The sequence below is a fragment of the Aeromonas sp. HMWF015 genome, assembly GCF_963878965.1.
GTDB classification, from domain to species: Bacteria; Pseudomonadota; Gammaproteobacteria; order Enterobacterales; family Aeromonadaceae; genus Aeromonas; species Aeromonas veronii.
This window is the reverse complement of sequence record NZ_CAWNZT010000427.1, coordinates 604-24449: the sequence shown is the minus strand read 5'-3', so window position 1 is coordinate 24449 and position 23846 is coordinate 604. Positions and strand designations below refer to the sequence as shown.

Annotated in this window: 24 protein-coding genes, 1 pseudogene and 1 riboswitch; of the genes and pseudogenes, 13 read left to right on the top strand and 12 right to left on the bottom strand. The window is 61.1% G+C overall.

The genetic code is table 11. The features are described 5' to 3' along the window. Window positions 1-51 precede the first annotated feature (51 nt). Both gmk and AACS18_RS22065 read right to left on the bottom strand, forming a co-directional pair. Entirely contained in the window at window positions 52-678 is a 627-nt protein-coding gene (gene gmk, locus AACS18_RS22070) for a guanylate kinase (RefSeq protein WP_005357125.1), read from the bottom strand. A 300-nt stretch (window positions 679-978) separates the two neighbouring features. Then, window positions 979-2034 carry a glycosyltransferase family 9 protein gene (locus AACS18_RS22065; protein ID WP_108613344.1) on the bottom strand — a complete coding sequence of 352 codons (1056 nt, stop codon included), beginning with the start codon at window positions 2032-2034 and terminating at the stop codon, window positions 979-981. A 222-nt stretch (window positions 2035-2256) separates the two neighbouring features. Here AACS18_RS22065 and AACS18_RS22060 point away from each other — a divergent pair, with 222 nt between their 5' ends. Both AACS18_RS22060 and AACS18_RS22055 read left to right on the top strand, forming a co-directional pair. Further along, a complete protein-coding gene (locus AACS18_RS22060) occupies window positions 2257-2970 on the top strand; it encodes a 3-deoxy-D-manno-octulosonic acid kinase (protein ID WP_005339249.1) in 714 nt (237 codons plus the stop codon). Window positions 2971-3040: 70 nt separating this feature from the next. Continuing rightward, complete coding sequence (locus AACS18_RS22055; RefSeq protein ID WP_181363355.1) at window positions 3041-3904, top strand: sensor domain-containing diguanylate cyclase; 864 nt, start codon at window positions 3041-3043, stop codon at window positions 3902-3904. A 6-nt stretch (window positions 3905-3910) separates the two neighbouring features. On the opposite strand, the gene AACS18_RS22050 is transcribed toward AACS18_RS22055, so the two are convergent. Then, entirely contained in the window at window positions 3911-4765 is an 855-nt protein-coding gene (locus AACS18_RS22050; RefSeq protein WP_108613336.1) for a carboxylate/amino acid/amine transporter, read from the bottom strand. A 39-nt stretch (window positions 4766-4804) separates the two neighbouring features. Between AACS18_RS22050 and AACS18_RS22045 the strand changes: the two genes are divergently transcribed. Next, window positions 4805-5266 carry a DUF6314 family protein gene (locus AACS18_RS22045; RefSeq protein ID WP_108613335.1) on the top strand — a complete coding sequence of 154 codons (462 nt, stop codon included), beginning with the start codon at window positions 4805-4807 and terminating at the stop codon, window positions 5264-5266. Window positions 5267-5389: 123 nt separating this feature from the next. Here AACS18_RS22045 and AACS18_RS22040 read toward each other — a convergent pair whose 3' ends face one another. Together AACS18_RS22040 and AACS18_RS22035 are read right to left on the bottom strand one after the other, a co-directional pair. Beyond that, window positions 5390-5551, bottom strand: coding sequence for a hypothetical protein (locus AACS18_RS22040; RefSeq protein ID WP_100652191.1), 162 nt, complete (start codon window positions 5549-5551; stop codon window positions 5390-5392). Then, the gene (locus AACS18_RS22035; protein WP_058056571.1) at window positions 5536-6435 is read right to left on the bottom strand and encodes a DMT family transporter; all 900 of its coding nucleotides are present in this window, start codon (window positions 6433-6435) and stop codon (window positions 5536-5538) included. Before AACS18_RS22035 ends, AACS18_RS22040 begins: the two co-directional genes overlap by 16 nt. Before the next feature lie 91 nt (window positions 6436-6526). On the opposite strand from AACS18_RS22035, the gene AACS18_RS22030 reads away from it, so the two are divergent. Further along, on the top strand, window positions 6527-7486 hold the full coding sequence (locus AACS18_RS22030; RefSeq protein WP_069555091.1) for a LysR family transcriptional regulator: 960 nt from the start codon (window positions 6527-6529) through the stop codon (window positions 7484-7486). On the opposite strand, the gene trpS is transcribed toward AACS18_RS22030, so the two are convergent. Then, window positions 7465-8478 carry a tryptophan--tRNA ligase gene (gene trpS / locus AACS18_RS22025; protein ID WP_108613334.1) on the bottom strand — a complete coding sequence of 338 codons (1014 nt, stop codon included), beginning with the start codon at window positions 8476-8478 and terminating at the stop codon, window positions 7465-7467. The two genes, AACS18_RS22030 and trpS, sit on opposite strands and share 22 nt — an antisense overlap. Window positions 8479-8670: 192 nt before the next feature. Beyond that, entirely contained in the window at window positions 8671-9108 is a 438-nt protein-coding gene (locus AACS18_RS22020) for a universal stress protein (protein ID WP_005339229.1), read from the bottom strand. A 401-nt stretch (window positions 9109-9509) separates the two neighbouring features. Here AACS18_RS22020 and fabV point away from each other — a divergent pair, with 401 nt between their 5' ends. From fabV to AACS18_RS21990, 6 genes are all read left to right on the top strand, one after another. Continuing rightward, window positions 9510-10697 carry an enoyl-ACP reductase FabV gene (gene fabV / locus AACS18_RS22015; RefSeq protein ID WP_108613333.1) on the top strand — a complete coding sequence of 396 codons (1188 nt, stop codon included), beginning with the start codon at window positions 9510-9512 and terminating at the stop codon, window positions 10695-10697. A 92-nt stretch (window positions 10698-10789) separates the two neighbouring features. After that, on the top strand, window positions 10790-11314 hold the full coding sequence (gene ftnA, locus AACS18_RS22010; protein WP_005339225.1) for a non-heme ferritin: 525 nt from the start codon (window positions 10790-10792) through the stop codon (window positions 11312-11314). Between the two features lie 150 nt (window positions 11315-11464). After that, on the top strand, window positions 11465-12649 hold the full coding sequence (locus AACS18_RS22005; protein ID WP_162518412.1) for an NAD(P)/FAD-dependent oxidoreductase: 1185 nt from the start codon (window positions 11465-11467) through the stop codon (window positions 12647-12649). An 81-nt stretch (window positions 12650-12730) separates the two neighbouring features. Continuing rightward, the gene (locus AACS18_RS22000; RefSeq protein WP_005339222.1) at window positions 12731-14404 is read left to right on the top strand and encodes a sensor histidine kinase; all 1674 of its coding nucleotides are present in this window, start codon (window positions 12731-12733) and stop codon (window positions 14402-14404) included. 46 nt (window positions 14405-14450) lie between these two features. Then, the gene (locus AACS18_RS21995; RefSeq protein ID WP_108613331.1) at window positions 14451-15194 is read left to right on the top strand and encodes a LytR/AlgR family response regulator transcription factor; all 744 of its coding nucleotides are present in this window, start codon (window positions 14451-14453) and stop codon (window positions 15192-15194) included. 109 nt (window positions 15195-15303) lie between these two features. Continuing rightward, complete coding sequence (locus AACS18_RS21990; RefSeq protein ID WP_040069602.1) at window positions 15304-16494, top strand: L-lactate MFS transporter; 1191 nt, start codon at window positions 15304-15306, stop codon at window positions 16492-16494. 73 nt (window positions 16495-16567) lie between these two features. Here the strand turns inward: AACS18_RS21990 and AACS18_RS21985 are convergent, their stop codons facing one another. The 4 genes from AACS18_RS21985 to AACS18_RS21970 all read right to left on the bottom strand — a co-directional run bounded on the left by AACS18_RS21985 (window position 16568) and on the right by AACS18_RS21970 (window position 19495). Next, window positions 16568-17692: a 5-(carboxyamino)imidazole ribonucleotide synthase gene (locus tag AACS18_RS21985; protein WP_108613330.1), complete on the bottom strand. Its 1125-nt coding sequence runs from the start codon at window positions 17690-17692 to the stop codon at window positions 16568-16570. Further along, entirely contained in the window at window positions 17689-18198 is a 510-nt protein-coding gene (gene purE, locus AACS18_RS21980) for a 5-(carboxyamino)imidazole ribonucleotide mutase (RefSeq protein ID WP_108613329.1), read from the bottom strand. Before purE ends, AACS18_RS21985 begins: the two co-directional genes overlap by 4 nt. 63 nt (window positions 18199-18261) lie before the next feature. Continuing rightward, entirely contained in the window at window positions 18262-18564 is a 303-nt protein-coding gene (locus AACS18_RS21975; protein ID WP_033138869.1) for a P-II family nitrogen regulator, read from the bottom strand. Between the two features lie 4 nt (window positions 18565-18568). Beyond that, window positions 18569-19495, bottom strand: coding sequence for a sodium-dependent bicarbonate transport family permease (locus AACS18_RS21970; RefSeq protein ID WP_005342109.1), 927 nt, complete (start codon window positions 19493-19495; stop codon window positions 18569-18571). A gap of 109 nt (window positions 19496-19604) precedes the next feature. Between AACS18_RS21970 and AACS18_RS21965 the strand changes: the two genes are divergently transcribed. The 3 genes from AACS18_RS21965 (at window position 19605) to murI (ending at window position 23550) form a co-directional block, all read left to right on the top strand. Then, a complete protein-coding gene (locus AACS18_RS21965) occupies window positions 19605-20507 on the top strand; it encodes a LysR family transcriptional regulator (protein ID WP_108613328.1) in 903 nt (300 codons plus the stop codon). A gap of 35 nt (window positions 20508-20542) precedes the next feature. Beyond that, a riboswitch (cobalamin riboswitch) is annotated at window positions 20543-20720 on the top strand. Between the two features lie 52 nt (window positions 20721-20772). Next, the gene (locus tag AACS18_RS21960) at window positions 20773-22638 is read left to right on the top strand and encodes a TonB-dependent receptor domain-containing protein (RefSeq protein WP_108613327.1); all 1866 of its coding nucleotides are present in this window, start codon (window positions 20773-20775) and stop codon (window positions 22636-22638) included. Between the two features lie 108 nt (window positions 22639-22746). Continuing rightward, entirely contained in the window at window positions 22747-23550 is an 804-nt protein-coding gene (gene murI, locus AACS18_RS21955; protein WP_108613342.1) for a glutamate racemase, read from the top strand. Between the two features lie 7 nt (window positions 23551-23557). Here the strand turns inward: murI and AACS18_RS23730 are convergent. Then, window positions 23558-23846, bottom strand: a pseudogene (locus AACS18_RS23730) (RNA-binding protein); the annotation flags it as partial.

The following is a 23846-nucleotide window of genomic DNA, read 5'->3' as shown; positions in this document are numbered from 1 at the left end:
ATTTAGAAAAGCAGTGTTTAAAAATGACGCAAAAGTTTACTTGTTTTTGGCTTACTCTGCCAGTAGCTGTTGCAGCAAGTTTTTTTGAGCCTGTTGCTGGTGACGCATCTCCAGCCGTTGGCACTCAATAATGGACCTGAGCTGGAACAGCGCCTGCTCGAAGTCTTCATTGATAATGACATAGTCATACTCGTCGTAGTGCACCATTTCGGCAATGGCTTTCGCCATCCGGCCGGCAATCACTTCGGCGCTGTCCTGACCGCGCCCAATCAGGCGGCGTTCCAGCTCTTCGCGGCTGGGGGGCAGGATGAAAATGGATTTGGTCGGCATCTGCTCGCGGATCTGGCGGGCACCCTGCCAGTCAATGTCGAGGAATACGTCGATCCCCTTGGCCAGACAGGCTTCGATGGCGGCGCGTGAGGTGCCGTAGTAGTTGCCGAACACTTCGGCCCACTCCAGAAAATCGCCGCGTTCGATCAGTGCCTTGAACTCTTCCACCTGGACGAAGTGGTAGTGGACTCCGTGCTCTTCGCCCGGGCGGGTGGCGCGAGTGGTGTGGGAAACCGACAGCTGCATCTTGCCCGCAGCGTTATGTTGGGTCAGCAAGGCATTGAGCAGACTGGATTTACCCGCGCCGCTCGGAGAAGAGATGATATAGAGAGTGCCTTGTTGCGCCATGTTATTACCTTTAATCGAAACCGCTGTTTTGGTTGTAGCAGAGGCCGCCGTCTTGTGCCCGAAAGGGAGACAGCCAAACGCAAAACGCGGAAAATTATTGAGTCAGGAGGATGTAAAGGCGGCGAATTTTACCAGAATGCGGCGAATAAAAAAACGGCCGGAATCATATTCCAGCCGATCAAAGTATTCGTAGCTTGCTGCGGGAGCGTAACCCACATCAGCCTTGATTGTGCCTTTTGGGGTGGGAAGAGGCCATCAGGTTATCCCTGCCTGATGGCTCGGAATTCCCGAGGTGCCCTGTCAGTTCGGCAGCTGGCGATCGACGCAGAGCCGGTCAAAGGCGGTGATCACCTGCTCATGGGTGATCTTGGCCATGGCCTCCGGGTCCTTGAGGCGGGTTCGCCAGCCAAGCTCGGCCAGCGGCTTGCCGGTCTCCTGCTCGACCAGCTCCTGATAGACGCTGACCACGTAGTCGCGGCAGAGATATGGGCCGGTGCGCGCAGGATTGTGGTGGGCATAGAGGCCAATCACCGGCGTGCCGACCAGGGTCGCCATATGGGTGGGGCCGGTATCGGGGGCCAGTACCAGACTCGCCTCGCCAATCAGCGCCAGCAGCTGCTTGAGGTTGGTCTGCCCCACCAGATCGACCGGTTTGCTCTGGCTTAAGCGCTGAATGTCGGCAGCCAGGTCCCGCTCCAGTTTGGCCGGCCCGCCGCAGAGATAGACCTGAAAGCCCTTGCTGGCGGCGTGATCCGCCAGCGCGGCATAGCCTGCGGCAGTCCAGTTCTTGAATGCCTTGCTGGCGGCAGCGCAGATCAGCAGGGTTGGTTTGCCGCCAATCTTCTCCTTTGCCCACGCCTGATGTTCGGCGCTGATGGGCAGTTGCCAGTCCGGGGTCAGATCCTTGATGCCGAGCTCTTTGGCGAAGGCGAGGAAACCGTCCAGCACATGGGGGGAGGTAGGCGAAGGCACCTTGTGGTTGGTGAACAGCCACTGGCCGTCGTTGGCCCGTTCCCGATCAAATCCGAGTTTGACCCTGGCCTTGATGCCGAGGGTGGCGATGCTGGCTCGCATCGCCGCCTGCAGGTGGAGCAGGGCATCGAATTTGCGCCCCTTGAGGGTCTGCCAGAGATCGCGATAGCCGCGCCACCCCTTGCTCTTGTCGAAGGGGATCACCTCGACGCCGGGCAGATCGGCAAACAGGGTTGCCTCGATTTTGCCGGTGATCCAGGTGATACGGGTCTGTGGCCACTCCCGCTGGATGACGCGCACCAGCGCCAGTGCGTGGCAGCAATCCCCGATGGCGGAGAGCCGCAGGATGCAGATGGAGGAGGGGGGCGTTTGAAATAGCGGCATGTTGTGGCGCACGGCTGGCAAAAAGGGTGGATGGCATTATGCAAACTCCCCTCTGGATTGTAAAATTGCGCACAATCGTCAGCCAGGATAGGCCGGGCCCAGCGCCATGACCTGTCTCTGCACGTCGTTGATTAAAGGCCACTATTGCGGGCATGCCAGAGCGGCAGCCTCATCGCCAATTGAAAAATTGCGATCCATGACCCACCGAGCGGGATCTCCACGATGCGAGTACAGACCGAACACAACCAGATCTGCTGGTATGCCGAAGGGGCCTTTCGCGACCCTTCTCCCCAGTTATTCGATCCTGCCTGGTGGCAGAACAACCGTCAGGTGGTGGGGACCTCCATCGGACGGGGAGTGACCTGGTTCGTCAAGGATGAGTCCCGCCATCTGGTGCTGCGCCACTACTATCGTGGCGGCATGGTGGGCAAGGTGGTGCGGGATCGCTTCTGGTTCGAAGGGGTCGAGTCGAGCCGCGCCATGGCCGAATACACCCTGCTGGCCAAGCTGTGCGAGCTGGGGCTGCCGGTGCCGCGTCCGTTTGGTGCCCGCATGGTCAAACAGGGCCCATTCTATCGTGCCGATATCCTGATCGAGCGAATTCGCGGTGCCAAGGATATGGTGGCGCTGCTCAAGCAGGGGCCGGTGGCGACCGAGGTGTGGCACAAGATCGGTCAGACGGTGCGTCAGCTGCACGATGCCGGGGTCTATCACGCCGATCTCAACAGCCACAACCTGCTGCTTGATAAAGAGGGCAAGGTGTGGGTGATCGATTTTGACAAGGGGGCGATCCGCTCCCCCGGCGAATGGCAGAAGGCCAATCTGGAACGCTTGCTCCGTTCATTCAATAAAGAGTCTCAACTGCACACCAGTTTCCACTTCGTACCGGAGAACTGGCAGACCTTGATGAACGGGTATCAGGGAAAAGCGCTCTGACCCTGTTGCTCGGCGTGAACGCCAATGTTACTTATTGAGCAGGTATTCAGATCCTGTTTCGAGGCGCTCCATGGAAATGCTCAAGACACCTTTGGTCGATGTGACTGCCCGGCTTGATCCGGGTCTGCTGTCTGATGCCATGGCGCTGCTGGAGGCGGGGATCTGGAGCTGGTCAGCCCAACATGGGTTGCAGCGTGATCCCTCCTGCCTGCGCCTGTTGGGATTGGGAGAGTGCTGGCCGGATGATCTTGGCTGGCTGGATCGAGTTCATCCCGACGATGTTGCCCGGCTGGAAGATGCCCTGCTCGCCTGCCAGAGCGGTCGCAGCAGCGGTCTGCGCCTCGAATATCGCATTCTTCACCACCACGGCCACTACATCCGGCTGGAAGAGCGGATGCGTCGCGATGAGCGGGGCCATCTGCTTGGCGTGGTGCGCCATCTCGATCCCGCCGTCGTGCTGGTGGAGGAGCGACATGGCACCGATCCGCTGACCGGTCTGGAGAGCCGTGGCCGCTTCGAACAGCTTCTGGAGGAGCGGCTGGCGACCGAGAGCGGCACTTTCTGTCTGCTACAGTTCTCGGTCGATCACATGGCCAAAATCCAACAATTGTTTGGCGAAGCGGCCTGCGACGCCATGCTGGCCAAGCTGGCGCGTATTGTGCGTCACGAATTGCGGCGGGAAGATCCCTTCGCCCGCTGGGATGAGGACGGTTTTATTTTGATGCTCTCCCAGACCGAGCGGATGAGTGCGCTGGAGATCGCCGAGCGGCTGCGCCTCGAGATTGCCGATGCCAGCCTGCTTTCACAGCGGCCGGTCACCATCAGCATCGGGTTGGTGCAGAGTCAGGCTGGCGAGCAGCTCGATCATCTGCTGGCCCGGCTGGCCAGCTGTCACAGTCAAGCCAGACGGGAGCACAACACCGTCGTCGGCTGAGTGTGGTCAGTGCTGGCCGCGCTTGTCACGCTGGCAAATCCAGAGCGAGGCCAGCATCAGCAGGCCGCCGATGGTCAGCCGGGTCAGGTCGGTATCCTTGCCCCAGAGCAGCAGATTGACCAGCAAGCCGGCCGGAATGAGCGCATTGTTCATGATGGCCAGCACCCCGCTGGTGACCAGCGTCGCCCCCTTGTTCCAGAGGAAGTAGCCGAGGCCGGAGGCACCCACCCCCAGCCAGAGCAGAATGCCCCACTGCAACCCTGATGTTGGATATTGCGGCGTGCCCAGCAGCCACCAGGCGGGCAATGCGATCACCAGCGCCCCCAGATAGAAGCAGCCGAACACCGCCAGTTGCGGTGGTTGCTCCGCCTCCCGCGCCAGCAGTACCTTGTAGCCCACCTGACCCAGGGCGAAACAGAGGTTGGCCCCCTGCACCACCAGAAATCCCAGCACATAGCTTTCGGTCAGGCCATCAAAACGGATGACGGCAGCCCCGAGCACTGCCAGCAGGGCGCCCCACAGATAGGTGGGCTTGAAGCGCCCTTCCAGCAGGTCATGCAGCAGGGTGACGTAGATGGGGGTGAAGATGGTAAAGACCAGCACTTCCGGCACCGTCAGCAGCAGGAAGGAGTGGTAGTAGAAGAGATACATGATGCCGAGCTGGATGGCGCCCAGCGCCATCAGCTTGGCCACCAGATCGGGGCGCAGCCAGCGGCGGCGCAGGAAGGGGAGAAACACCAGACTGGCGAGGGCGATGCGGGTCAGCACCGAGAAGTAGGCATCGACCTGACCAGCGAGGTAGACCCCGATCAGGCTGAAGGAGAATGACCAGAGCAGGGTGACCCCTATCAAGTAGTTCATGTGTTTGATTTGTCGTCAGTTGTCAATTTTAAGGGGGCTATGATGGCCGAGATGGAGGCGGCAATCCAGCGTTTATGGGCGCGATTGCCACAGGTCGGAGCATTTTCCTTTACCGCCAGCAATGGCGAGGGGTCGGCGACCGACTGGAATGGCAGGGGCGAGGGGCGTGTGCAGGTGACCGATCATCAGGGTGGCTGGCTGTTTAGCGAGCAGGGCCGCTACACAACGCCCCACGGGCGGGAGCTTGCCATGCACAACCGCTTCTGGTGGCAACGCAGTGGGCGAGGGATCCGCCTCTCTCATCTGCGTTATGTGCAGCCGGTCGAGCTGTTCGAGCTGCTGCCGCAAGGGGATGGCCGCTGGCGGACCGCCGAGCCACACCTGTGCGGGGCGGATCACTACAGCGCCGAGTTGACCGAGATCGACGGCGGTTTCTTGCTGAGCTGGCAGATCACCGGGCCGCGCAAGAACGAGCGACTCAGCTATCGCTATCTGATCTGACGCCGGCTGGCAGGCATAAAAAAACCGGCGCAGAGCGCCGGTAGCGGGGGACAAATCGGAGGTTTTTTAAAACAGTCCCAAAACAGGAGAGATAGACTCTCGTCACACATTCAGAGATGGACTTCAGGCATTTAGGGCATAGCTCAGCATGGCTTGCAGCTTGCTATCGAAGAACCAGGGCAGCAGTACCATCAACAGCCCCAGCATGCCCGCCAGTCGCTGGCGATATTGCCAGCCGGCAATCAGGACCAGACCGCCGCACAGGGTGGTCAAGATGCCTGACATAGGGTTGCCTCACGCTGTACACGACGCTGCTGGGCCCACTGATTCATGGCGACCGAGCCGAGGATCAGGGCCAGTGCCACGCCGGTGGTGGGGTGGATCTGCTCGCCGAGGAACAGGGCACCCAGCATCACGCCGAACAGCGGCACCAGATAGTTGCTGAAGGAGGCGAACGTCGGACCGGCCTTCTGGATCAGCGCCATGTAGAGGAAGTAGACCAGACCGGTACAGAGGGTACCCAGCACGGTAATCGCGCTCAGGGCCTGAGTGCTCGGCAGGGTCAGGCTGCCGAGGTCAACCATGAAGGGGGCGACCAGCAGCAACTGGATTGCCGAGGAGATCAGGATATTGCGGGCGACCACGACCGGATGGTCCTTGGCGAAGCGCTTGATCATCAGCAGGCCGATGGCGAAGCAGCTGGCACCCAGCAGGATGGCCATGGCACCGAGCAGACCGGCGTTCATGCCCTGGGAGAGTTTCGGCCAGAACAGGGTGAGTACACCGGCAAAGCCGATGATCACGGAAAGCAGACCGGTTTTGGTGATTCTTTCACCAGAAATAAACAGCGGTGCAGCCAGAATGGTCACAAACGGGATACAACCCATGACCACGGCGGCGATGGCGCTATCCACATACTGTTGGCCCCAGGCGACCATGATGAAGGGGATGGTGGCATCCAGCAGGGCGATCAGCATATAGGTGCGCCACGGGGTGTGCTCACTCTTGAGCCGCATGAACAGGCAGAGCAGACCCAGCGTCAGGCTGCCGCACAGGGCACGACCGGCAGCCACCAGAATGGGGGGCAACTCGGCAACGGCCTGGTGCATGAAAATGAATTGGGAACCCCACAGCAGGCCAATGGCCAGCAATAACAGATAGCTACGCATTTGAATCTCCGATGTATTAAGCCAGCGCATTCTAGGCAATCTGTTACTATGGTAAAAATGAATTGTTGGCATTTAACTATGGCTAATATCGATGGATAGCTCGCTCGCCCGCCTCGACCTCAACCTGCTCGCCGTATTCGACATGCTGATGCAGGAGCGCAATGTCACCCGTGCCGCCGAACGGCTGCATCTCTCCCAATCCACTGTCAGTCACGCCTTGGGGCGGCTGCGGGTGGCGCTGGATGATCCGCTGTTCGTGATGAGTCGGCGCGAGATGATGCCGACCGAGCGGGCCAAGGCGCTGGCAGGGCCGGTGCGCCAGGCGCTGGCGATGCTGGAGCAGGGATTGCGGCAGGCCAAGGGGTTTGATCCCGCCACCGCGCGGCGGATTTTCCGTATCGCCACCCCGGGTTCGGTAGAGCACGGGCTGGTGCCGGTGCTGGTGGAGCGGCTCCATCGGCAGGCCCCTCACTGTCGGCTTGAGGTGTGCGAGCTGGCGGACAGCAACTACGAGCGAGAGCTGGAGAAGGGGGAGCTGGATCTGGTGATCGGCTTCGCCGGGGCGAATCATCTCTCACCCCGCTTGTGGCGGGAGGAGTGGTTCAACAACCCGCTGGTCTGCCTGTCGCCGCTTGGCAGCGAATTGCCCGATGTGCTGACTCCGGTCGAGCTGGTGAGCCGTCCCCACATCCATACCTCCAGTTGGGGTCACAGTCAGGCGATGGTGGAGCTCTGGCTGGCCCGCTTCGGGGTGGAGCGGGAGCTGGGCGTGCGGTTGCCGAGCTTTATGGCGGTGCCGCCGTTGATGGCGACCGGCCGCTATCTGGTGGTGGTGCCCGAGATGATCGGGCGCCACTTCTGCCGCTACTACCCGCTGCGGATGCACCAGCTCGACCCCGCCATCCCCATCGTCTACCTGATGGCGGGCCACCCGCTCACCGCCCATGACGAGGCGATCGGCTGGTTCAAGAGCCTGTTGCACCAGCTGGTGTTTGACCTCTATGGCGCCGATGCGCTCGGGACCCCCGCTCAGCGGATGCTGGCGAAGTAGTCGAGCACCATGGCGCTTTTCACCTCCGCCAATACCTCCTCGGTGATGATGCGGGCCTGCTCGGTGCCCTGATAGAGCAGCGCCAGCAGCATCTTCTTGTCGGCGATGGCCGCGGCCCGGCGCTCTCGCATCGGAGCGAGCAGGGTCTGCAGGCAGTCGTTCAGCACCTGCTTGCAGCGCATGTCCCCCAGTCCGCCGCGCCGGTAGTGCGCCTTCATCTCGGCGACCAGCGCCTTGTCGGGGTGGAAGGCATCGAGATAGGCGAACACCGTATTCCCCTCCACCTGACCCGGATCGCTCACCTTGAGGTGGTTGGGGTCGGTATACATGGCGAACACCGCCTGTTTGACCTCTTCCGCCGACATGCCGAGTTCGATGGTGTTGCCGAGGGATTTGGACATCTTGGCCTTGCCGTCGATGCCGGGCAGGCGGCCGGTGTCGCTCAGGATTGGTTGGCATTCGGTCAGCACCTCTTTGCCTACCAGAGAGTTGAAGCGGCGGACGATCTCGTTGGTCTGCTCCAGCATCGGCAGCTGATCTTCCCCAACCGGCACGTGGCTGGCGCGAAAGGCGGTGATGTCGGCGGCCTGACTCACCGGGTAGACCAGAAACCCGGCCGGCAACGTGCGCTCGAACCCTTTCTGCTGGATCTCCGCCTTGACGGTAGGGTTGCGCTCCAGCCGGGCGACGCTGACCAGATTGAGGTAGTAGCAGGTGAGTTCGGCGAGGGCGGGCAGGGCGCTCTGCAGGCAGAAGGTGGTTTTGGCCGGGTCGAGGCCGACTGCCAGATAGTCGGCCATCACCTCCAGCACGTTGTCGGTCACCTTGGCCGGATTGTGGCCGTTGTCGGTCAGCGCCTGCAAGTCGGCGATCATCACGAACTGGCGGTAATGGTGCTGGGCTTCGACGCGCTGGCGCAGGGAACCGACATAGTGGCCGATGTGTAGTTTGCCGGTGGGACGATCGCCAGTCAGGATTACGGGGTTGTGCATGTCACTCTCTCCAGTTGGGTGAGCCGGGAGGCGACAAAGGGATAAAAACAGTTGACCGCCTCTCGGCGGTCACGGTGTTTTCTTTGGGAAATTTACAATAGAAACGCGGTGCCGCCTGTTTAGGAGCAGCACCACCAGTAGTTGTGATTGAATGCGGTCATGTTCATAGCAAATCAAACTACGCCGGTTTCATTACTTCTGCAAGGGGACGACCAGCAGATCGCAGGGCACCGTATTCATCAGCTGACGGGCGCTGGAGGTGAGCAGACTCCAGAAGCTCTGGCGATGGCCGCACACCAGCAGGTCGATCTCGTACTCCTTGACCGCCTGATTGACCCGCTCGCTCAGATCGCCGCAGATCACCAGCTTCTTCTCGATGGGATAGTCCACCGAGGCCAGAAATGCCTCCAGCTTCTCTTTCGCTTCGGCGATCACCTGATCCTGCACGTTGTCGATGTCGATATCGATCATCTCGGTGTAGAGATCCTTGAGGTCCACATCGACATGGATAACCGACAGCTTGGCGCCGTTGGAGCGGGCTCTGTCCACCGCCTTGTCGATCACCTTGCGGTTATCTTCAGAGAGGTCGATCGCGGCCAGAATATGCTTGTAATAGGTTGTTCCACTCATGGGGGTTCTCCTTACCGATCCTTCAGCCCACTATACCAATCTCTGCTGAAACTAAAATGGTGTCTCAGGCACAGTTTTGGGATTTAAATGAGTTTAATGACGTGTGACACAGGGTCAGCCACTCAGTTATTAACCACTATTTGCCTGTAAATTAAACAAGAGTTTGACGCCGGTCACACCCCTCGGCTTGCCGATCAGGGGGGAGAGGCATAGGATGGGCCCGTGCTTCGCAATGAACACAAAACAACAAAAAGCATCTGAATACCGCTTTGGGGAGCCACGTGCTCCCTTTTGTTTTTCTGCCTCATTTCCCGCTGCTTTTCTGACTGATAGCGATCCGGCATCAAGTTAATCTCCTTCGATTTGGTTATGCTGTAGCCAGTTTCTTTGGAGGCCTTCCCATGATCATTCATCCCCAGATTCAAGGTTGTGTTGCCCGCAACTGTCATCCCATCGGCTGCCGCGCCGCCGTGCAGCAGCAGATTGAACGGATCAAGGCCGCTGGTCCGTTCAACGGGCCCAAGCGGGTGCTGGTGCTGGGGGCCTCCTCCGGGTTCGGACTGGCGTCGCGCATTGCACTCGCCTTCGGTGCGGGTGCCGACACCATTGGCATCTCGTTCGAGCGTGGCCCCTCCGACAAGGGGCTGGGCAGTGCCGGTTGGTACAACAACATCTGGTTTCGCAAGGAGGCGGAGCAGGAGGGGCGCATCGCCATCAACCTGATCGGTGATGCCTTCTCCGACGGGATGCGCCAGCAGGCCATCGACACCATCCGCCAGCAGATGGGGCAGGTGGATCTGGTGATCTACTCGCTGGCGAGCGGCATCCGGGTGCTGCCCGACGGCACGCAGGTGCGCTCGGTGCTCAAGACTACTGGCCAGCCGTTCAGCGGCTGGGGGCTGGATCTGGAGTGCGATACTCTGGTGCAGCAGTCGCTAGCGCCCGCCACGCCGGAGGAGATCCGCGATACCGTCACCGTGATGGGGGGCGAGGATTGGCAGCTCTGGATGCAGGCGTTGCAGCAGGCCGGTTGTCTCGCCCCCGGCGCGCAAACCGTGGCCTACTCCTACATCGGCCCGGAATCCACCTATCCCCTCTATCGCGATGGCACCATCGGTTATGCCAAGGAGCATCTGCACGCCACCGCCGAGACCATCAACCTGCAGCTGGCCGAGATTGGCGGTCACGCCTGGGTGTCGGTCTGCAAGGCGCTGGTGACCAAGGCGAGCGCCTATATTCCTGTGTTGCCGGTTTATCTCGGCTTGCTGATGGGGGTGATGAAGGAGCGCGGCGTCCATGAGGGCTGCATCGAGCAGATGCAGCGACTGTTTGCCGCCAAGATGTATGGGGCCAATGGGGTGGTGGCCGATGGCAACCGGCTGATCCGGATGGATGACTACGAGCTCGACCCGGCCATTCAGGCCGCCGTTTCGGCGCTCTGGCCCAAGGTGACGCCGGAGAATTTCCATGCGCTGGGGGACTTTGCCGGGCTGCGGCAGGACTTCATGCAGCTCAATGGCTTCGAGCTGCCTGGCGTCGATTATGCAGCGCCGGTGGATGTCGCCTCCCTTGGCGAGCTGACCCCCTGAGCTGAAAGAAACGGGATCTCCCTCTCGTTGGCGGGTTGATTCGCGGCGGGAGTGTGGCGACAATCGATACCAAATCACTGAGGAGAAACAAGATGCTGGCCCAAGCCATGATCGAGAAGTTGAACGAGCAGATTAACCTGGAGTTCTACTCCTCCAATCTCTATCTGCAGATGAGCGCCTGGTGCGAAGACAAGGGCTTTGAGGGGGCGGCGACCTTCCTGCGTCAGCACGCGGTCGAGGAGCGCCAGCACATGGAGCGTCTGTTCACCTATGTGAGCGAGACCGGCGCCATGCCCAAGCTGGGTGCCATCGATGCCCCTCCCCACGAGTTCAAGTCGCTGGGCGACGTGTTCCGTACCACCCTGGAGCACGAGTATCACATCACCAAGTGCATCAATGGTCTGGCCCACGTAGCCTTCACCACCCAGGACTACTCCACCTTCAATTTCCTGCAGTGGTATGTGGCCGAGCAGCATGAAGAGGAGAAGCTGTTCAAGAGCATCGTCGACCGTCTCGGTCTGGTGGGTGAAGATGGCAAGGGCCTCTACTTCATCGACAAGGAGCTGGCCGAACTGGCCAAGGGCGCCCCTGCCAGCATCATGGACAGCAACGCCTGATAGTCGTGGACACTTAGTGTTCAGCCAGTACAATAACGGCCCTTTTAAGGGCCGTTGTTTATTCTGGTGGGCAGCCACTATGGTTGTGTTCCGCCAGAGGCAATCTCGGTTCTGGCCAGGTGCCGTTTCTATTTTGATAAGTGAGTGATGATGAAGCAGGTCGATGTGGTGGTGATCGGGGCCGGTGCGGCCGGATTGATGTGTGCGGCGCAGGCGGGCTACCGTGGCCGCTCCGTGCTGGTGCTCGACAACGCCAAGAAGCCGGGCCGCAAGATCCTCATTAGTGGCGGTGGTCGCTGCAACTTCACCAACCATCAGGCTGGCGCTCACGCCTACCTGTCGGAGAATCCCCACTTCAGCAAGTCGGCGCTGGCCCGCTACACCCAGCAGGACTTTATCGATCTGGTGGACCGCCACGGGATCAACTATCACGAGCGCACCCTGGGGCAGCTGTTCTGTCTCGAGAGCGCCAAGGATATCGTCGATGTGCTGCTCACCGAGTGTGACTGGGCTGGGGTGACCCTGCAGTTCCAGACCGAGATCCTCACCGTCAGCAAGCAGGACGAGGGCTTTCTGCTGACCACCAGCAAGGGTGAGATCGGCTGCCACTCGCTGGTGGTGGCGACCGGCGGTCTCTCCATGCCCAAGCTGGGCGCTACCCCGTATGGCTTCAAGCTGGCGGAGCAGTTCGGCCTCAAGGTGCTGCCGACCCGCGCCGGTCTGGTGCCCTTTACCCTCCATCAGGCGGAGAAAGAGGCGTTCGCCGATCTGGCGGGCATCAGCCTGCCGGTGGCAGTGACTGCCGAGGATGGCACCCGCTTCAAGGAGGCGATGCTGTTCACCCATCGCGGCCTCTCCGGCCCCGTTATCCTGCAGATCTCCTCCTACTGGCATGCCGGCGAGAAGATCCACATCAACCTGCTGCCGGAGCTGGATATTCCGGCCGCCCTGCGCGAGTGGGCGCAGGCTCACCCTGCGCAGGAGTTGAAAACCGTGCTGGGGCGCGAGCTGCCCAAGCGCTTCGTCGACAAGCTGGTGGAGTTGGGTCAGCTGGTCAGCAAGCCGATGCGCCAGTACAACGAGCGGGAGCTGGAGGCGGTTGCCAACCTGCTGGGTGACTGGCAGATCCTGCCCAACGGCACCGAGGGGTATCGCACCGCAGAAGTGACCCTGGGTGGCGTCGATACCAACGAGCTCTCCTCCAAGACCATGGAGGCGCGCAAGGTGCCGGGCCTCTACTTCATTGGCGAGGTGGTGGATGTGACCGGCTGGCTGGGTGGCTACAACTTCCAGTGGGCCTGGTCCTCCGGCTGGGTGGCCGGTCAGTACTGTTGATGTCACAGGGGCTGGTTTATCCGGCCCCGATTTATTGGCCGGGGTTATGGTGATCGGTCGGGTTGTCGCAAGGGGGCGCAGATGCTTGAGAATCAGATGATGTTGTTGGCGGTGTTCGAACGGGCGGCGCTGATGTTGATGACCCTCTTCTTTCTGACTCGCACCCGGCCGTTCCAGCGGCTGTTCCAGAAGCGGGATCACACCCCGGCGGAGCTGGTGCTGGTGGCCTCCATCTTCGGCCTGTTTGCGGTGTTCAGTACCTACACCGGCATTCCGGTGGAGGGGGCGCTGATCAACGTGCGGATCATTGCCATCATCTCCGGCGGCATCCTGTTTGGCCCCTGGGTCGGCATTCCGGCCGGGGTTATCTCCGGCCTGCATCGCTATCTCATCGATATGGATGGTCACACCTCCATCCCTTGCCTGATTGCCAGCATCATCGCCGGTCTGCTCGCCACCTGGCTGCACCTGCGCTGTCGCAAGTCGCGGCTCTGGCTCTACGGCATTCTGGCGGGGATGCTGTGCGAAGGGCTGACCATGCTGCTGATCTGGCTGCTGACCGAGCCCCACGAAGTCGGGGTGGAGATCGTTAACCATATCGCCTATCCGATGATCGCCGGGGCGCTCTGCATCGGCCTTATCATCAAGCTGGTGCAGGATCTGGATGACGAGAAGGAGCTGATTGCCGCCAAGCAGGCCAAGCTGGCGCTCGATATCGCCAACAAGACGCTGCCTTTCTTCCAGAACATCGATCGCCACTCCCTAAGTCAGGTGTGCGATGTGATCCGGCGCGACATCAGCGCCGATGCGGTGGCCATCACAGATACCCATGACGTACTGGCCTATGTCGGGGTGGGCAAGGACTATTACGAGCTGGACGAGCACCACGCCATCAGCGGCATGACCCAGCAGGCGGTGCTGCTCGACCAGATCATCATCAACAACGATCTGCGCCAGTATCACCTCTCCGATTTTCACTCGGTCATCATTATTCCGCTGCGGGAAAACGGCTCGGTGAGCGGTACCCTCAAGATCTACTATCGCCGCACCCACAGCATCACCAGCTCGCTGCGAGAGATGGCGGTGGGCCTCTCCCAGCTCATCTCCACCCAGATGGAGGTGTCGCGCATCGAGCAGCTCAAGGAGATGACTCGCAAGGCGGAGTTCACCGCGCTGCAGAGCAAGATCAACCCGCATTTCCTGTTCAATGCCCTCAACGCCATCTCGTCGCTGATCCGCATTCGGCCCCAGCAGGCGCGCCAGCTGATCGCCAATCTGGCGGACTACCTGCGCTACAACCTCAACAAGGGGGATGAGCTTATCGACATTCAGGAGGAGCTGCAGCAGGTGCGTGACTACGTGGCAATCGAGCAGGCCCGCTTTGGCGACAAGCTGGAGGTGGTGTTCGAGGTGGACGACGTGCACATTCAGGTGCCGAGCCTGCTGTTGCAGCCGCTGGTGGAAAACGCCATCCTGCACGGCATCCAGCCCCGCAGCGCGCCGGGCCGGGTCACCATCGAGGTGAAACAGCTGGCGGGCGGCATCCGGGTATCGGTGCGCGATACCGGTTACGGCATCAGTCAGGCGGTGATCGACGGGGTCGCCGCCGGTCGGGTGGAGAGTCGCAGCATTGGCCTGATGAACGTGCATCAGCGGGTCAAGCTGCTCTATGGCGACGGCCTGCACCTCAAGCGGCTGGAGCCGGGTACCGAAGTGAGTTTCTATCTGCCGGATCAGGAGTCGATGCCATGCTGAGTGCCATCATGGTTGAGGATAAGTGTGTGCCGCGAGAGGTGTTGTCATGCTGAAAGCCATTATTGTCGAAGATGAGTATCTGGCCCGCGAGGAGTTGATCTATCTGGTGAATCAGCACAGCACCATCGAGATAGTGGCGAGCTTCGAGGATGGGCTGGAGGCGTTCAAATACCTGCAGGATCACGAGGTGGATGTGGTGTTTCTGGATATCCAGATCCCCTCCATCGACGGCTTGCTGCTGGCCAAGAACCTGCACAAGTCGAGTCATCCGCCCCACATCGTCTTCGTCACCGCCTACAAGGAGTTTGCGGTGGAGGCGTTCGAGCTGGAGGCGTTCGACTACATCCTCAAGCCCTACAACGAGCCGCGCCTCATCAATCTGCTGCAAAAGCTCGAGCATGCGGGCAAGTCGCAGCCAGCCACCACGGGGGAGGCGAGCGGTGAGGGGAATAGCCCCCACAATCGCACCGTCAATCTGGTGAAGGGGGAGCGCATCATCGTCACCCCCTGCGAGCAGATCTACTACGCGGAAGCCGACGAGAAGCTCACCTATGTCTACACCCGCGATGATCGCTACGTGATGACCATGACCATCAGCGAGTTTGTCAGCCGCCTGCCGGCCGAGGGCTTCTTCCGTTGCCACCGCTCCTACTGCGTCAACATCAACAAGATCCGCGAAATCGTCCCCTGGTTTAACAGCACCTATCTCATCCGGCTCCATGATCTGCCGTTCGAGGTGCCGGTCAGTCGCAGCAACATCAAGGCGTTCCGTCAGCTGATGCGGCTCTGATTGTCATTCATTCCCGCCGATCTGCATTTCATGCCTTAATCGATCGGCGCGAGCTGCGTCTTGCCTATAGTGGCCTCAATTTCCTTAAGGCCATCGACCGAGACGCATCATGACCAAAGAGATGAATCGCACCCGGTACCTGACACTGATCGGTACCATCATCACCCAGTTCGCACTGGGTTCTGTCTATACCTGGAGCCTGTTCAACGCCCAGCTCTCCGACAAGCTGGACGAGCCGGTGAGTCAGGTCGCTTTCGCCTTCGGCCTGCTCAGCCTGTCGCTGGCGGTCGCCTCCTCCATGGCGGGCAAGCTGCAGGAGCGATTCGGGGTGCGTAACGTGACCTTGGGCGCCGGCGTGCTGCTCGGCATCGGCTTCTTCCTCACTGCCCATGCCAGCAATCTGGCGATGCTCTACCTCTGCGCGGGCATTCTGGTCGGTTTTGCCGACGGTACCGGCTACCTGATGACCCTCTCCAACTGCGTGAAATGGTTCCCGGAGCGCAAGGGGCTGATCTCCGCCTGCTCCATCGGTGCCTATGGTCTCGGCAGTCTCGGTTTCAAATATATCAACCTGCTGCTGCTCTCCAGCTCCGGCCTTGAGACCACCTTCCAGCTGTGGGGGCTGATCGCCATGTCCATGGTGCTGGTGGGCGGCATGCTGATGAAGGATGCGCCCAAGCAGGCCGCTTCCGTGCAGCAGAGCGAGAGCCGTGACTTCACCCTGGCCGAGGCGATGCGCAAGCCACAGTACTGGATGCTGGCGCTGATGTTCCTCACCGCCTGCATGAGCGGCCTCTATGTCATCGGCGTGGCCAAGGATATCGGCGAGAAGATGGTGGGTCTGCCTGCTGTAGTCGCTGCCAATGCCGTCGCCATCATCGCCATGGCCAACCTGGGTGGCCGTCTGGTGCTGGGTATCCTCTCTGACAAGATGTCCCGCATCCGGGTCATCACCATCGCTCAGCTGATTACCCTGGCGGGCATGGCGCTGCTGCTGTTCGTGCCGCTCAATGCCAATCTGTTCTTCGTGGCGGTTGCCTGTGTGGCCTTCAGCTTCGGTGGCACCATCACCGTCTACCCCTCGCTGGTGAGCGACTTCTTCGGTCTCAACAACCTGACCAAGAACTACGGCGTCATCTATCTGGGCTTTGGTCTGGGCAGCATCATCGGCTCCATCGTAGCCTCCCTGTTTGGCGGCTTTATGGCGACCTTCCACCTGATCCTGGTGTTGCTGGTGGTGGCGCTGGTGCTCTCCCTCACCATCCGCCTGCCGGCACCGGTAGCGGTGGAGCGGGCCTGATAAGCCTCCCTGCCATAGCAAGCAAAAACAGAGACCCGGGCTATGCCCGGGTCTTTGCATTTCCGATGGTCGATCAGCGCGGCGCTAGCCCCAGCAGCTGGCGGGCCTTGCGGCAGCTTTCCTCCACCGTTGACCAGTCGTCACCGGTTACCGTGATATGGCCCATCTTGCGGCCGGGGCGGGGTTCGCCCTTGCCATAGAGGTGCAGATGCAGGCCGGGCAGCGCCAGCAGGGAAGCCCAGTCGGGGGTGCCGTTCTGCCAGAGATCCCCCAGCAGGGTGATTAACAGGGCGGGGCGCACGGCGATCTGCTCCGGCAGCGGCAGATCGCACAGGGCCCGTACCTGCAACTCGAACTGGCTGCATGCAGCGTTGTCGAGGCTGGGGTGACCCGAGTTGTGGGGACGGGGCGCCAGCTCGTTGACCAGCAATCGGCCTTCCACCAGAAAGAACTCCACCGTCAGCACCCCGACGTAATCGAGGGCCGCGATCAGCCGCTCGGCTATTGCTTTGGCTTCGCTCTCCAGCGTTGGCACATTGGTCGGGGAGCGAGTCTGATCGAGGATGCCGCCGCTGTGCCAGTTCTGCACCAGTGGCAGGGCGCTGATGGTGCCGCTCGGGCTGCGGGCCAGGGTCAGGGCAAACTCCCCCTCCAGCGCCAGCCGTTTTTCCAGCACGCAGGGCACGCCACTGGCTGCCAGTGCCGTCGCCAGCTCATCCAGATTGCTCACCTGCCACTGCCCCTTGCCGTCGTACCCTTCGCGGGCAGTCTTGAGGATGGCGGGCAAGAGTTCGCTGGCCTGTGCGGGGATGGGCTCTGCCGGCAATAGCGCCAGATAGGGGGCGATCGGGATGTTTGCTCCGTGCAGAAAGGCTTTCTCCTCGCGGCGATCCTGACAGATACGCACCGCGCTGGCGCCCGGGCGCACCGGCTTTTGTTTTTCGAGCAGGGCGAGGGTGGCGGCGGGCACGTTCTCGAACTCGCAGCTGATGGCCTCGCAGCGGCTGGCCAGTTCGACCAGTGCACCAGTGTCGTCATAGGGGGCGACAATATGGTGATCGGCGGCGGCACCGGCGATGCTGGCCGGGTCGGGATCCAGCACCACCACCTTGTAGCCGAGGCGGTGGGCGGCCATCACAAAGTAGCGGCCAAGCTGACCGCCGCCGAGCATGCCGAGGGTGGCGGGGGGCAGGATCATGTCGGCTCCTCCAGTTGCAGCGCCAGCACCCGATCTCGCTCGTGGGTGCGGAAGTCGTCGAGCTGCTGCCGGTAGCGGGGGGCGTCGTCATCCAGGGCGACCGAGAGCAGGGAGACCGCGAACAGGGCGGCGTTGGCAGCCCCCGCCTCGCCGATGGCGAAGGTGGCGACCGGTACCCCCTTGGGCATCTGCACGATGGAGAGTAGCGAGTCCATTCCCTTGAGATGACGGGAGGGGATGGGCACCCCCAGCACCGGCAGCGTGGTCTTGGCGGCGACCATGCCCGGCAGATGGGCAGCGCCACCGGCCCCGGCGATGATGGCGCGCAGTCCGCGCTCGCGGGCAGTGGCGGCATACTCGAACAGCAGATCCGGGGTGCGATGGGCCGAGACTACCTGCGCCTCGTAGGGCACGCCGTGCTCCTTGAGGATACGGGCGGCAGCCTGCAGCACTGGCCAGTCGGAGTCGGAGCCCATTACCAGGCCGATCAGGGGAGCGGTGTTCATTTTTTCTGGTTCCTTGCTGTTAAACGTTTGCTTTTGGTGGGCAAAAAGAGCCGGCAAGCCGGCTCAGAATTTCTCGGGTCGCACGATTTCGACCGGCTGCAGAAAGGCGATCATGGCGTAATCGGGGTAGTAGCGACTCTGCAGGTGGGCCAGCAGCCGCTCCGCCTGCTCCCGGCTGCAGATCGCCTCCAGCCGGATGTTGCCGCTCTCGCTCCAGCTGGCGTTGCGCTCACCATGATCGCCCCGACCGCGGGCATCTGTGATGGTGTAGCCGCGCAGCCCCTCACGGGTGAGGGTGCGCAGCAGGGTCGGCTCCAGATTGGCTTCCGTGATGATGGTCAGCAGGGTGCGGGTCTCGGTCTGCATGTGGCTACTCCGTGAAGTGGCGGGCCCAGCTGTGGTAGAGCGGGATCCCCAGCATGATGTTGAACGGGAAGGTGACCCCCAGCACGGCGCTGAGGGACAGCCCCGGGTTGGCCTGAGGCACGGCGATGCGCATGGTGGCCGGCACGGCAATATAGGAGGCGCTGGCCGCCAGGGTCGCCAGCAGGGTCAGTCCGCCGAGGGAGAGGCCCATCAGCTGGCCAGCTGCCAATCCCAGTCCCGCCGAGGCGAGCGGCATCAAGAGGGCGAAGCCGAGCAGGAACAGGCCGTGGCGGCGCAGATCCTGACACTGACGGGCGACGATGAGGCCCATCTCCAGCAGGAACAGCGCCAGCGCACCCTTGAACAGGTCGACAAACAGCGGTTTGAGTGGGGCAATTCCGTCCGGCCCGGCCAGATAGCCGATGGCCATACCGCCGAGAAGCAGGGTTACCCCTTTGCCGAGGAAGGTCTCGTGGGCCAGCATGCGCCAGCGGGTCTCGCGACTGATGCCGCGGGCCAGCACTATGCCCACCAGAATGGCGGGGATCTCCATCACCGCGAGGAAGATGGAGAGCTGGGATTCAAAGCTGATGCCCCGCTCGGTGAGCCAGTTCACCCCGACCGCAAAGGTGGCGACGCTGACCGAGCCATAGTGGGCTGCGGTGGCGGCGGCATCGACCCGGTTCATCTTGAGGCGCAGCACAGCAAAGCCGAGCAGGGTCTGCACCACGCCGAGCAGGATCACCAGCGCAAGTTGCGGCAGCAGGGGTTGCAGGGATTGCTGGGCCAGACCGACGCCGCCCTTGAGGCCGATGGCCAGCAGCAAAAAGAGAGAGAGGGTGTCGTAGAGGGCAGGAGGCAGTTTGAGCTCGGAGCGCACCAGACCGGCCAGCAGACCAAACAGAAAGAAGAGTACAACAACGTCCAGCATGATGGTTCGCAGGGCAGTTCAGATAATTGTTGCATGCTAGAGCCCGCAATGTTTCGATAAAATCAGATTCTCGCTGATGGTTGTTCGGTAAAAACTGATAGGGAACGGCATGCTCAACTACAAACAGCTCTACTACTTCTGGCATGTGGCACGCAGCGGCAGCGTGACGCAGGCCGCCGAACAGCTGCATCTCACGCCGCAGACCATCAGCGGTCAGGTGGCCGAGCTGGAGCAGTCCCTCGGGGTGGCGCTGTTCAATCGGGTGGGGCGGCGTCTGGTGCTGACTGCTGCGGGTCGGCAGGCGCAGGAGCAGGCGGGGGCCATTTTCTCGCTCGGTGCCGAGCTGGAGCATACCCTGCGCCACGCCAGTCAGGAGCTGACCATGCAGGTGGGGATCGCCGATTCGGTACCCCGCACTCTGGCGTTCGAGCTGCTGGCCCCCGCCATGGCGCTGGCAACGCCGCTGCGGCTGGTGTGCCACGAGGAGCGGGCCGAGCAGCTGTTCAGCGAACTGGCCCGTCACAAGCTGGATATGGTGCTGATCGATCGCCCGCTTCCTCCCGACAGTGGTGTACGTGGCTACAACCACGAGCTGGGGCGCAGCCCGCTGGCGCTGTTTGCCAGCCCGGAGCTGGCGGCGCGGGCGCGGGATGGCTTTCCCGCCTCGTTGGAGGGGTTGCCGCTACTGATCCCCGGAGAGAAGTCTGCCACTCACGATCGGCTGCTGGCCTGGTATCGCCAGCAGGGCATTCACCCCCATCTGGTGGGGCAGTTTGATGACTCCACTCTGATGAAGTCGTTCGGCAAGGCGGGCATGGGGATCTTCCCGGCGCCGCTGGCGATGGCTGACGAAATTGGTCGCCTCTACGGGGTGGAGCGGATTGCGACCCTCACCGACGTTACCCTCTCTTATTATCTGGTCTCGGCAGGGCGCCATCTCTCCCATCCCGGGGTACAGGCGGTGATGGAGGGGGCCCAACAGCGGCTGGCGGTGCTGGCTGGCAATAAATAGAAATCTGGATGGCTATACATCCAGCTTTGCTCTGCCTATAATCCTCCCGCTTTGGCGCATCATGCTTAATAGGGAATCCGGTGAGAATCCGGAGCTGGCGCGCAGCGGTAAGGGGGAACGAAGCGACATCAGGGCACTGCCGTCAGGCGGGAAGCCGTCGCCGTAGGCTATCAGCCCCCGAGCCCGAAGACCTGCCAGAGTTCGTATTTCGGGCCGAGAGAAACCGGCCACGAAGTAGATACTTACGCGAACTTAAGGATCTCTCATGTCGAAGAAATTTCTGGCGGCTGCCCTGTTGCCGACGGCGGCGTTTGCCCAGCAGCTGACCATTCCCGTCAATCCCATCATGGTGGTGACCGCTACCCGCGTCGCCCAACCTGCCTCCAGCGTGCTTGCCCCGGTCAATGTGGTGACCCGGGACGAGATCGATCGCCTGCAAGCCCAGACCGTGACCGATGTGGTCAAGACCCTGCCCGGTGTGGAAGTGGTCAGCAATGGTGGCCGAGGCCAGCTCAGCTCGCTGCGGGTGCGTGGTGGCACCTCTTCCCAGACGCTGGTGCTGGTGGATGGGGTGCGCAGTGCCTCCCTGACCGCCGGAATGACCGAACTGAACAATCTGCCACTCAATCAGGTCGAGCGGATCGAGTATATCCGCGGCCCGCGTGCCACCATCTACGGCTCCGACGCCATCGGTGGGGTGATCAACATCATTACCCGTCTCGACAAGGGGACAAATCAGCACAAGTTCAATATCGGTGCTGGTTCCCATCAACAGCGTCAGGCCGCTTTCAGTAGTGCCAGCCAGGTAGGTGAGGCGGGTCAGCTCAAGGTGGCTGGCGGTTTTGATGATGAAGAGGGTTACAACGTACACCCCTTGCCCGGCATCAACGATGATGACCGTCACGGGCATCAGGGATACAACGCCATGCTGGACTACCAGCAGGCGCTCGGCAGCAATTGGGAGCTGTTCGGTACAACCCGCTGGTTCCGCAATGTCGCCCAGTACGATCGCTCTTCTGCGGCTTCCGCCTGGGGGCCTGCCACCCATCAGCGCAACGAGACCTGGACTGAAAACCAGAGTTATCAGCTGGGGTCGCGCTATCACGATGATCGCTATCTGAGTGAGTTGCGTGGCGCCTTCTCCAAACAGGATGCGTACGACTATCAGGACAACAGTGGCCGCGATCAGGCCAATACCCGGACCTACACCCGCCAGTACAGCCTGAACTGGGTCAACAGCTTGAAATTGAACGAGAGCTGGACGCTGGGAGGCGGGGCCGATTGGCAGAGTGATCGACTGGATGATCGCTCCCGCTCCTCCGGCTCCACGTATCCGGTCGACGCCAAAGAGCGCGACAACACCGGCCTCTATGCCCTGGCCCAGTTTGACAACCAGATATGGCAGGGTGAGCTGAGCGGCCGTAGCGATGACAACGAACAGTATGGCCGCCACAATACCTGGCAGACCGGTGCTGGCTGGCGCTTTGCGGAGGATTACCGCCTGAGTGCCCGTTACGGTACCGGTTTCCGCGCCCCGACCTTTAACGATCTCTACTATCCGGGTTCTGGCAATCCCAACCTGAAGCCGGAAGAGTCGAAGAGCAGCGAGCTGATGCTTGACGGTCAAACTGCGGGTGTCGAGTGGCGTATGACCGGTTATCGCAATGATTTCGAGCAGATGATCCAGTGGGCCCCTAATGGTAATGGTGGGTCATCACCACAAAACGTTGGCAAGGCTCGCATTGAAGGGGTCGAGCTGGAAGGGGAGTTTGATACCGGCTGGTTGAGTCATCGGGTCTCTGCCGAGTACAAGGATCCCAAAGACAAGGTGACCGACAAGCAGTTGCAGCTGATCTCCCGCAAAGGGGCCAAGTGGATTACGCAGGCGCAGTGGCAGCAGTTTGACGGCTCGTTGAGCTGGATCTATCAGGGGGAGCGCTATGGCAATGTGGCCAATACCACCGAACTGGGTGGTTACAGCCTCTGGAATCTGGCCGTTGGCTACAAGGTGACGCCGGCACTCAAGGTATCGGGCAAGATCAACAACCTGCTGGATAAGGAGTATCAGACTGCGGTGGGTTATCCTGCCGATGAGCGTGCTTACTACGTGACGATGGATTACTCACTCTAAGCCGGACCCGGCCAAGCGGAAAAATCAGGGGCCCTGCCATTGGCAGGGCCTTTTCTATTGGCGGCAGGCGGGAGTATGATCGCCGCCTTGCACCAAAGGGGAGCTCAAGTGGCCAATATTCTCGTGTTTGATTCCGGTATGGGTGGCCTGACCATCTACCGCGAGATCCGCCGCGTTCTGCCGGCACACAACTATTTCTACTGCTTCGACAATGCCAACTTCCCCTATGGTGAATTGAGCGAGCCCGCCCTGATTGCTGCCTGCACCCGCTTGGTTACCACCATGGTGACCCGTCATCATATCGATCTGGTGGTGATCGCCTGCAACACGGCCAGCACCATAGCGCTGCCGGCCCTGCGTGCGGCACTGGATATTCCCGTGGTGGGGGTGGTGCCAGCCATCAAGCCTGCCGCCGCACAGACCCGCAACGGTTGTATCGGTCTGCTGGCTACGCCGGGCACGGTGAGTCGCGACTATACCCACGAACTGATCGCCCAGTTCGCTCCCGGCAAGCGGGTGCTGCTCAAGGGCACCACCGAGCTGGTAATCGAAGCCGAGCACAAGCTGGCGGGTTTGCCGGTCAATATGGCGTTGCTGCGTGAAGTGCTGGCCGACTGGCTGGAGGGAGAAGAGAAGCCCGATACGCTGGTGCTCGGTTGCACCCACTTCCCGCTACTCAATGAAGAGATTGGGCAACTGATGCCGCAATGCCAGCTGATCGACTCGGGCAGTGCCGTTGCCAAACGGGTGGCCTGGTTGCTGAGCAATGGCGGGCATGGCGCCGTGCAGCCTGTATATATAGAAGAGGTAATCGCTAGGGCTTATTGTACCCGGCTGGATGGGGAGGCCCAAAAACTGACAGCCCCCTTGCAAGCATGGGGGCTGTCATCACTGGAAGAGGTAAGGTACTGACGAGCGGTTAGACGTCAGCTTCGCTACCTTCCCTCTCTTCTTTATCACGTTTGTCATTCGCTTCACGCACCTTGAGGGTGCGCTGCTGGTACTCTTTATCATTCAACGCGGCAATCGCCTTGGCGGCATCGGCGGCGGGCATCTCCACGAAACCGAAACCTCTGCGCTTGCCGGTAGACTTGTCCTTCATCAACCGCACGGAAATGACCTGGCCCTGTTCGGCAAACAATTCGCGCACTGCAATCTCGTTGGCGCGATAGGGCAGGTTGCCTACATATAAGGTGCAAGTCTCCTGA

Excerpts from the sequence above, each read along its gene's own strand:
- AACS18_RS22005 (WP_162518412.1), top strand. The coding sequence starts at position 11,465 with ATGAAGCAGGTCGATGTGGTGGTGATCGGGGCCGGTGCGGCCGGATTG.
- AACS18_RS22065 (WP_108613344.1), bottom strand. The coding sequence starts at position 2,034 with ATGCCGCTATTTCAAACGCCCCCCTCCTCCATCTGCATCCTGCGGCTC.
- AACS18_RS22000 (WP_005339222.1), top strand. The coding sequence starts at position 12,731 with ATGCTTGAGAATCAGATGATGTTGTTGGCGGTGTTCGAACGGGCGGCG.
- AACS18_RS22020 (WP_005339229.1), bottom strand. The coding sequence starts at position 9,108 with ATGAGTGGAACAACCTATTACAAGCATATTCTGGCCGCGATCGACCTC.
- AACS18_RS21970 (WP_005342109.1), bottom strand. The coding sequence starts at position 19,495 with ATGCTGGACGTTGTTGTACTCTTCTTTCTGTTTGGTCTGCTGGCCGGT.
- AACS18_RS22030 (WP_069555091.1), top strand. The coding sequence starts at position 6,527 with ATGGATAGCTCGCTCGCCCGCCTCGACCTCAACCTGCTCGCCGTATTC.
- AACS18_RS22035 (WP_058056571.1), bottom strand. The coding sequence starts at position 6,435 with ATGCGTAGCTATCTGTTATTGCTGGCCATTGGCCTGCTGTGGGGTTCC.
- AACS18_RS22060 (WP_005339249.1), top strand. The coding sequence starts at position 2,257 with ATGCGAGTACAGACCGAACACAACCAGATCTGCTGGTATGCCGAAGGG.
- AACS18_RS21975 (WP_033138869.1), bottom strand. The coding sequence starts at position 18,564 with ATGCAGACCGAGACCCGCACCCTGCTGACCATCATCACGGAAGCCAAT.
- AACS18_RS22045 (WP_108613335.1), top strand. The coding sequence starts at position 4,805 with ATGATGGCCGAGATGGAGGCGGCAATCCAGCGTTTATGGGCGCGATTG.
- AACS18_RS22050 (WP_108613336.1), bottom strand. The coding sequence starts at position 4,765 with ATGAACTACTTGATAGGGGTCACCCTGCTCTGGTCATTCTCCTTCAGC.
- AACS18_RS21965 (WP_108613328.1), top strand. The coding sequence starts at position 19,605 with ATGCTCAACTACAAACAGCTCTACTACTTCTGGCATGTGGCACGCAGC.
- gmk (WP_005357125.1), bottom strand. The coding sequence starts at position 678 with ATGGCGCAACAAGGCACTCTCTATATCATCTCTTCTCCGAGCGGCGCG.
- ftnA (WP_005339225.1), top strand. The coding sequence starts at position 10,790 with ATGCTGGCCCAAGCCATGATCGAGAAGTTGAACGAGCAGATTAACCTG.
- AACS18_RS21990 (WP_040069602.1), top strand. The coding sequence starts at position 15,304 with ATGACCAAAGAGATGAATCGCACCCGGTACCTGACACTGATCGGTACC.
- trpS (WP_108613334.1), bottom strand. The coding sequence starts at position 8,478 with ATGCACAACCCCGTAATCCTGACTGGCGATCGTCCCACCGGCAAACTA.
- AACS18_RS21960 (WP_108613327.1), top strand. The coding sequence starts at position 20,773 with ATGTCGAAGAAATTTCTGGCGGCTGCCCTGTTGCCGACGGCGGCGTTT.
- purE (WP_108613329.1), bottom strand. The coding sequence starts at position 18,198 with ATGAACACCGCTCCCCTGATCGGCCTGGTAATGGGCTCCGACTCCGAC.
- AACS18_RS21995 (WP_108613331.1), top strand. The coding sequence starts at position 14,451 with ATGCTGAAAGCCATTATTGTCGAAGATGAGTATCTGGCCCGCGAGGAG.
- AACS18_RS22040 (WP_100652191.1), bottom strand. The coding sequence starts at position 5,551 with ATGTCAGGCATCTTGACCACCCTGTGCGGCGGTCTGGTCCTGATTGCC.
- AACS18_RS21985 (WP_108613330.1), bottom strand. The coding sequence starts at position 17,692 with ATGATCCTGCCCCCCGCCACCCTCGGCATGCTCGGCGGCGGTCAGCTT.
- fabV (WP_108613333.1), top strand. The coding sequence starts at position 9,510 with ATGATCATTCATCCCCAGATTCAAGGTTGTGTTGCCCGCAACTGTCAT.
- AACS18_RS22055 (WP_181363355.1), top strand. The coding sequence starts at position 3,041 with ATGGAAATGCTCAAGACACCTTTGGTCGATGTGACTGCCCGGCTTGAT.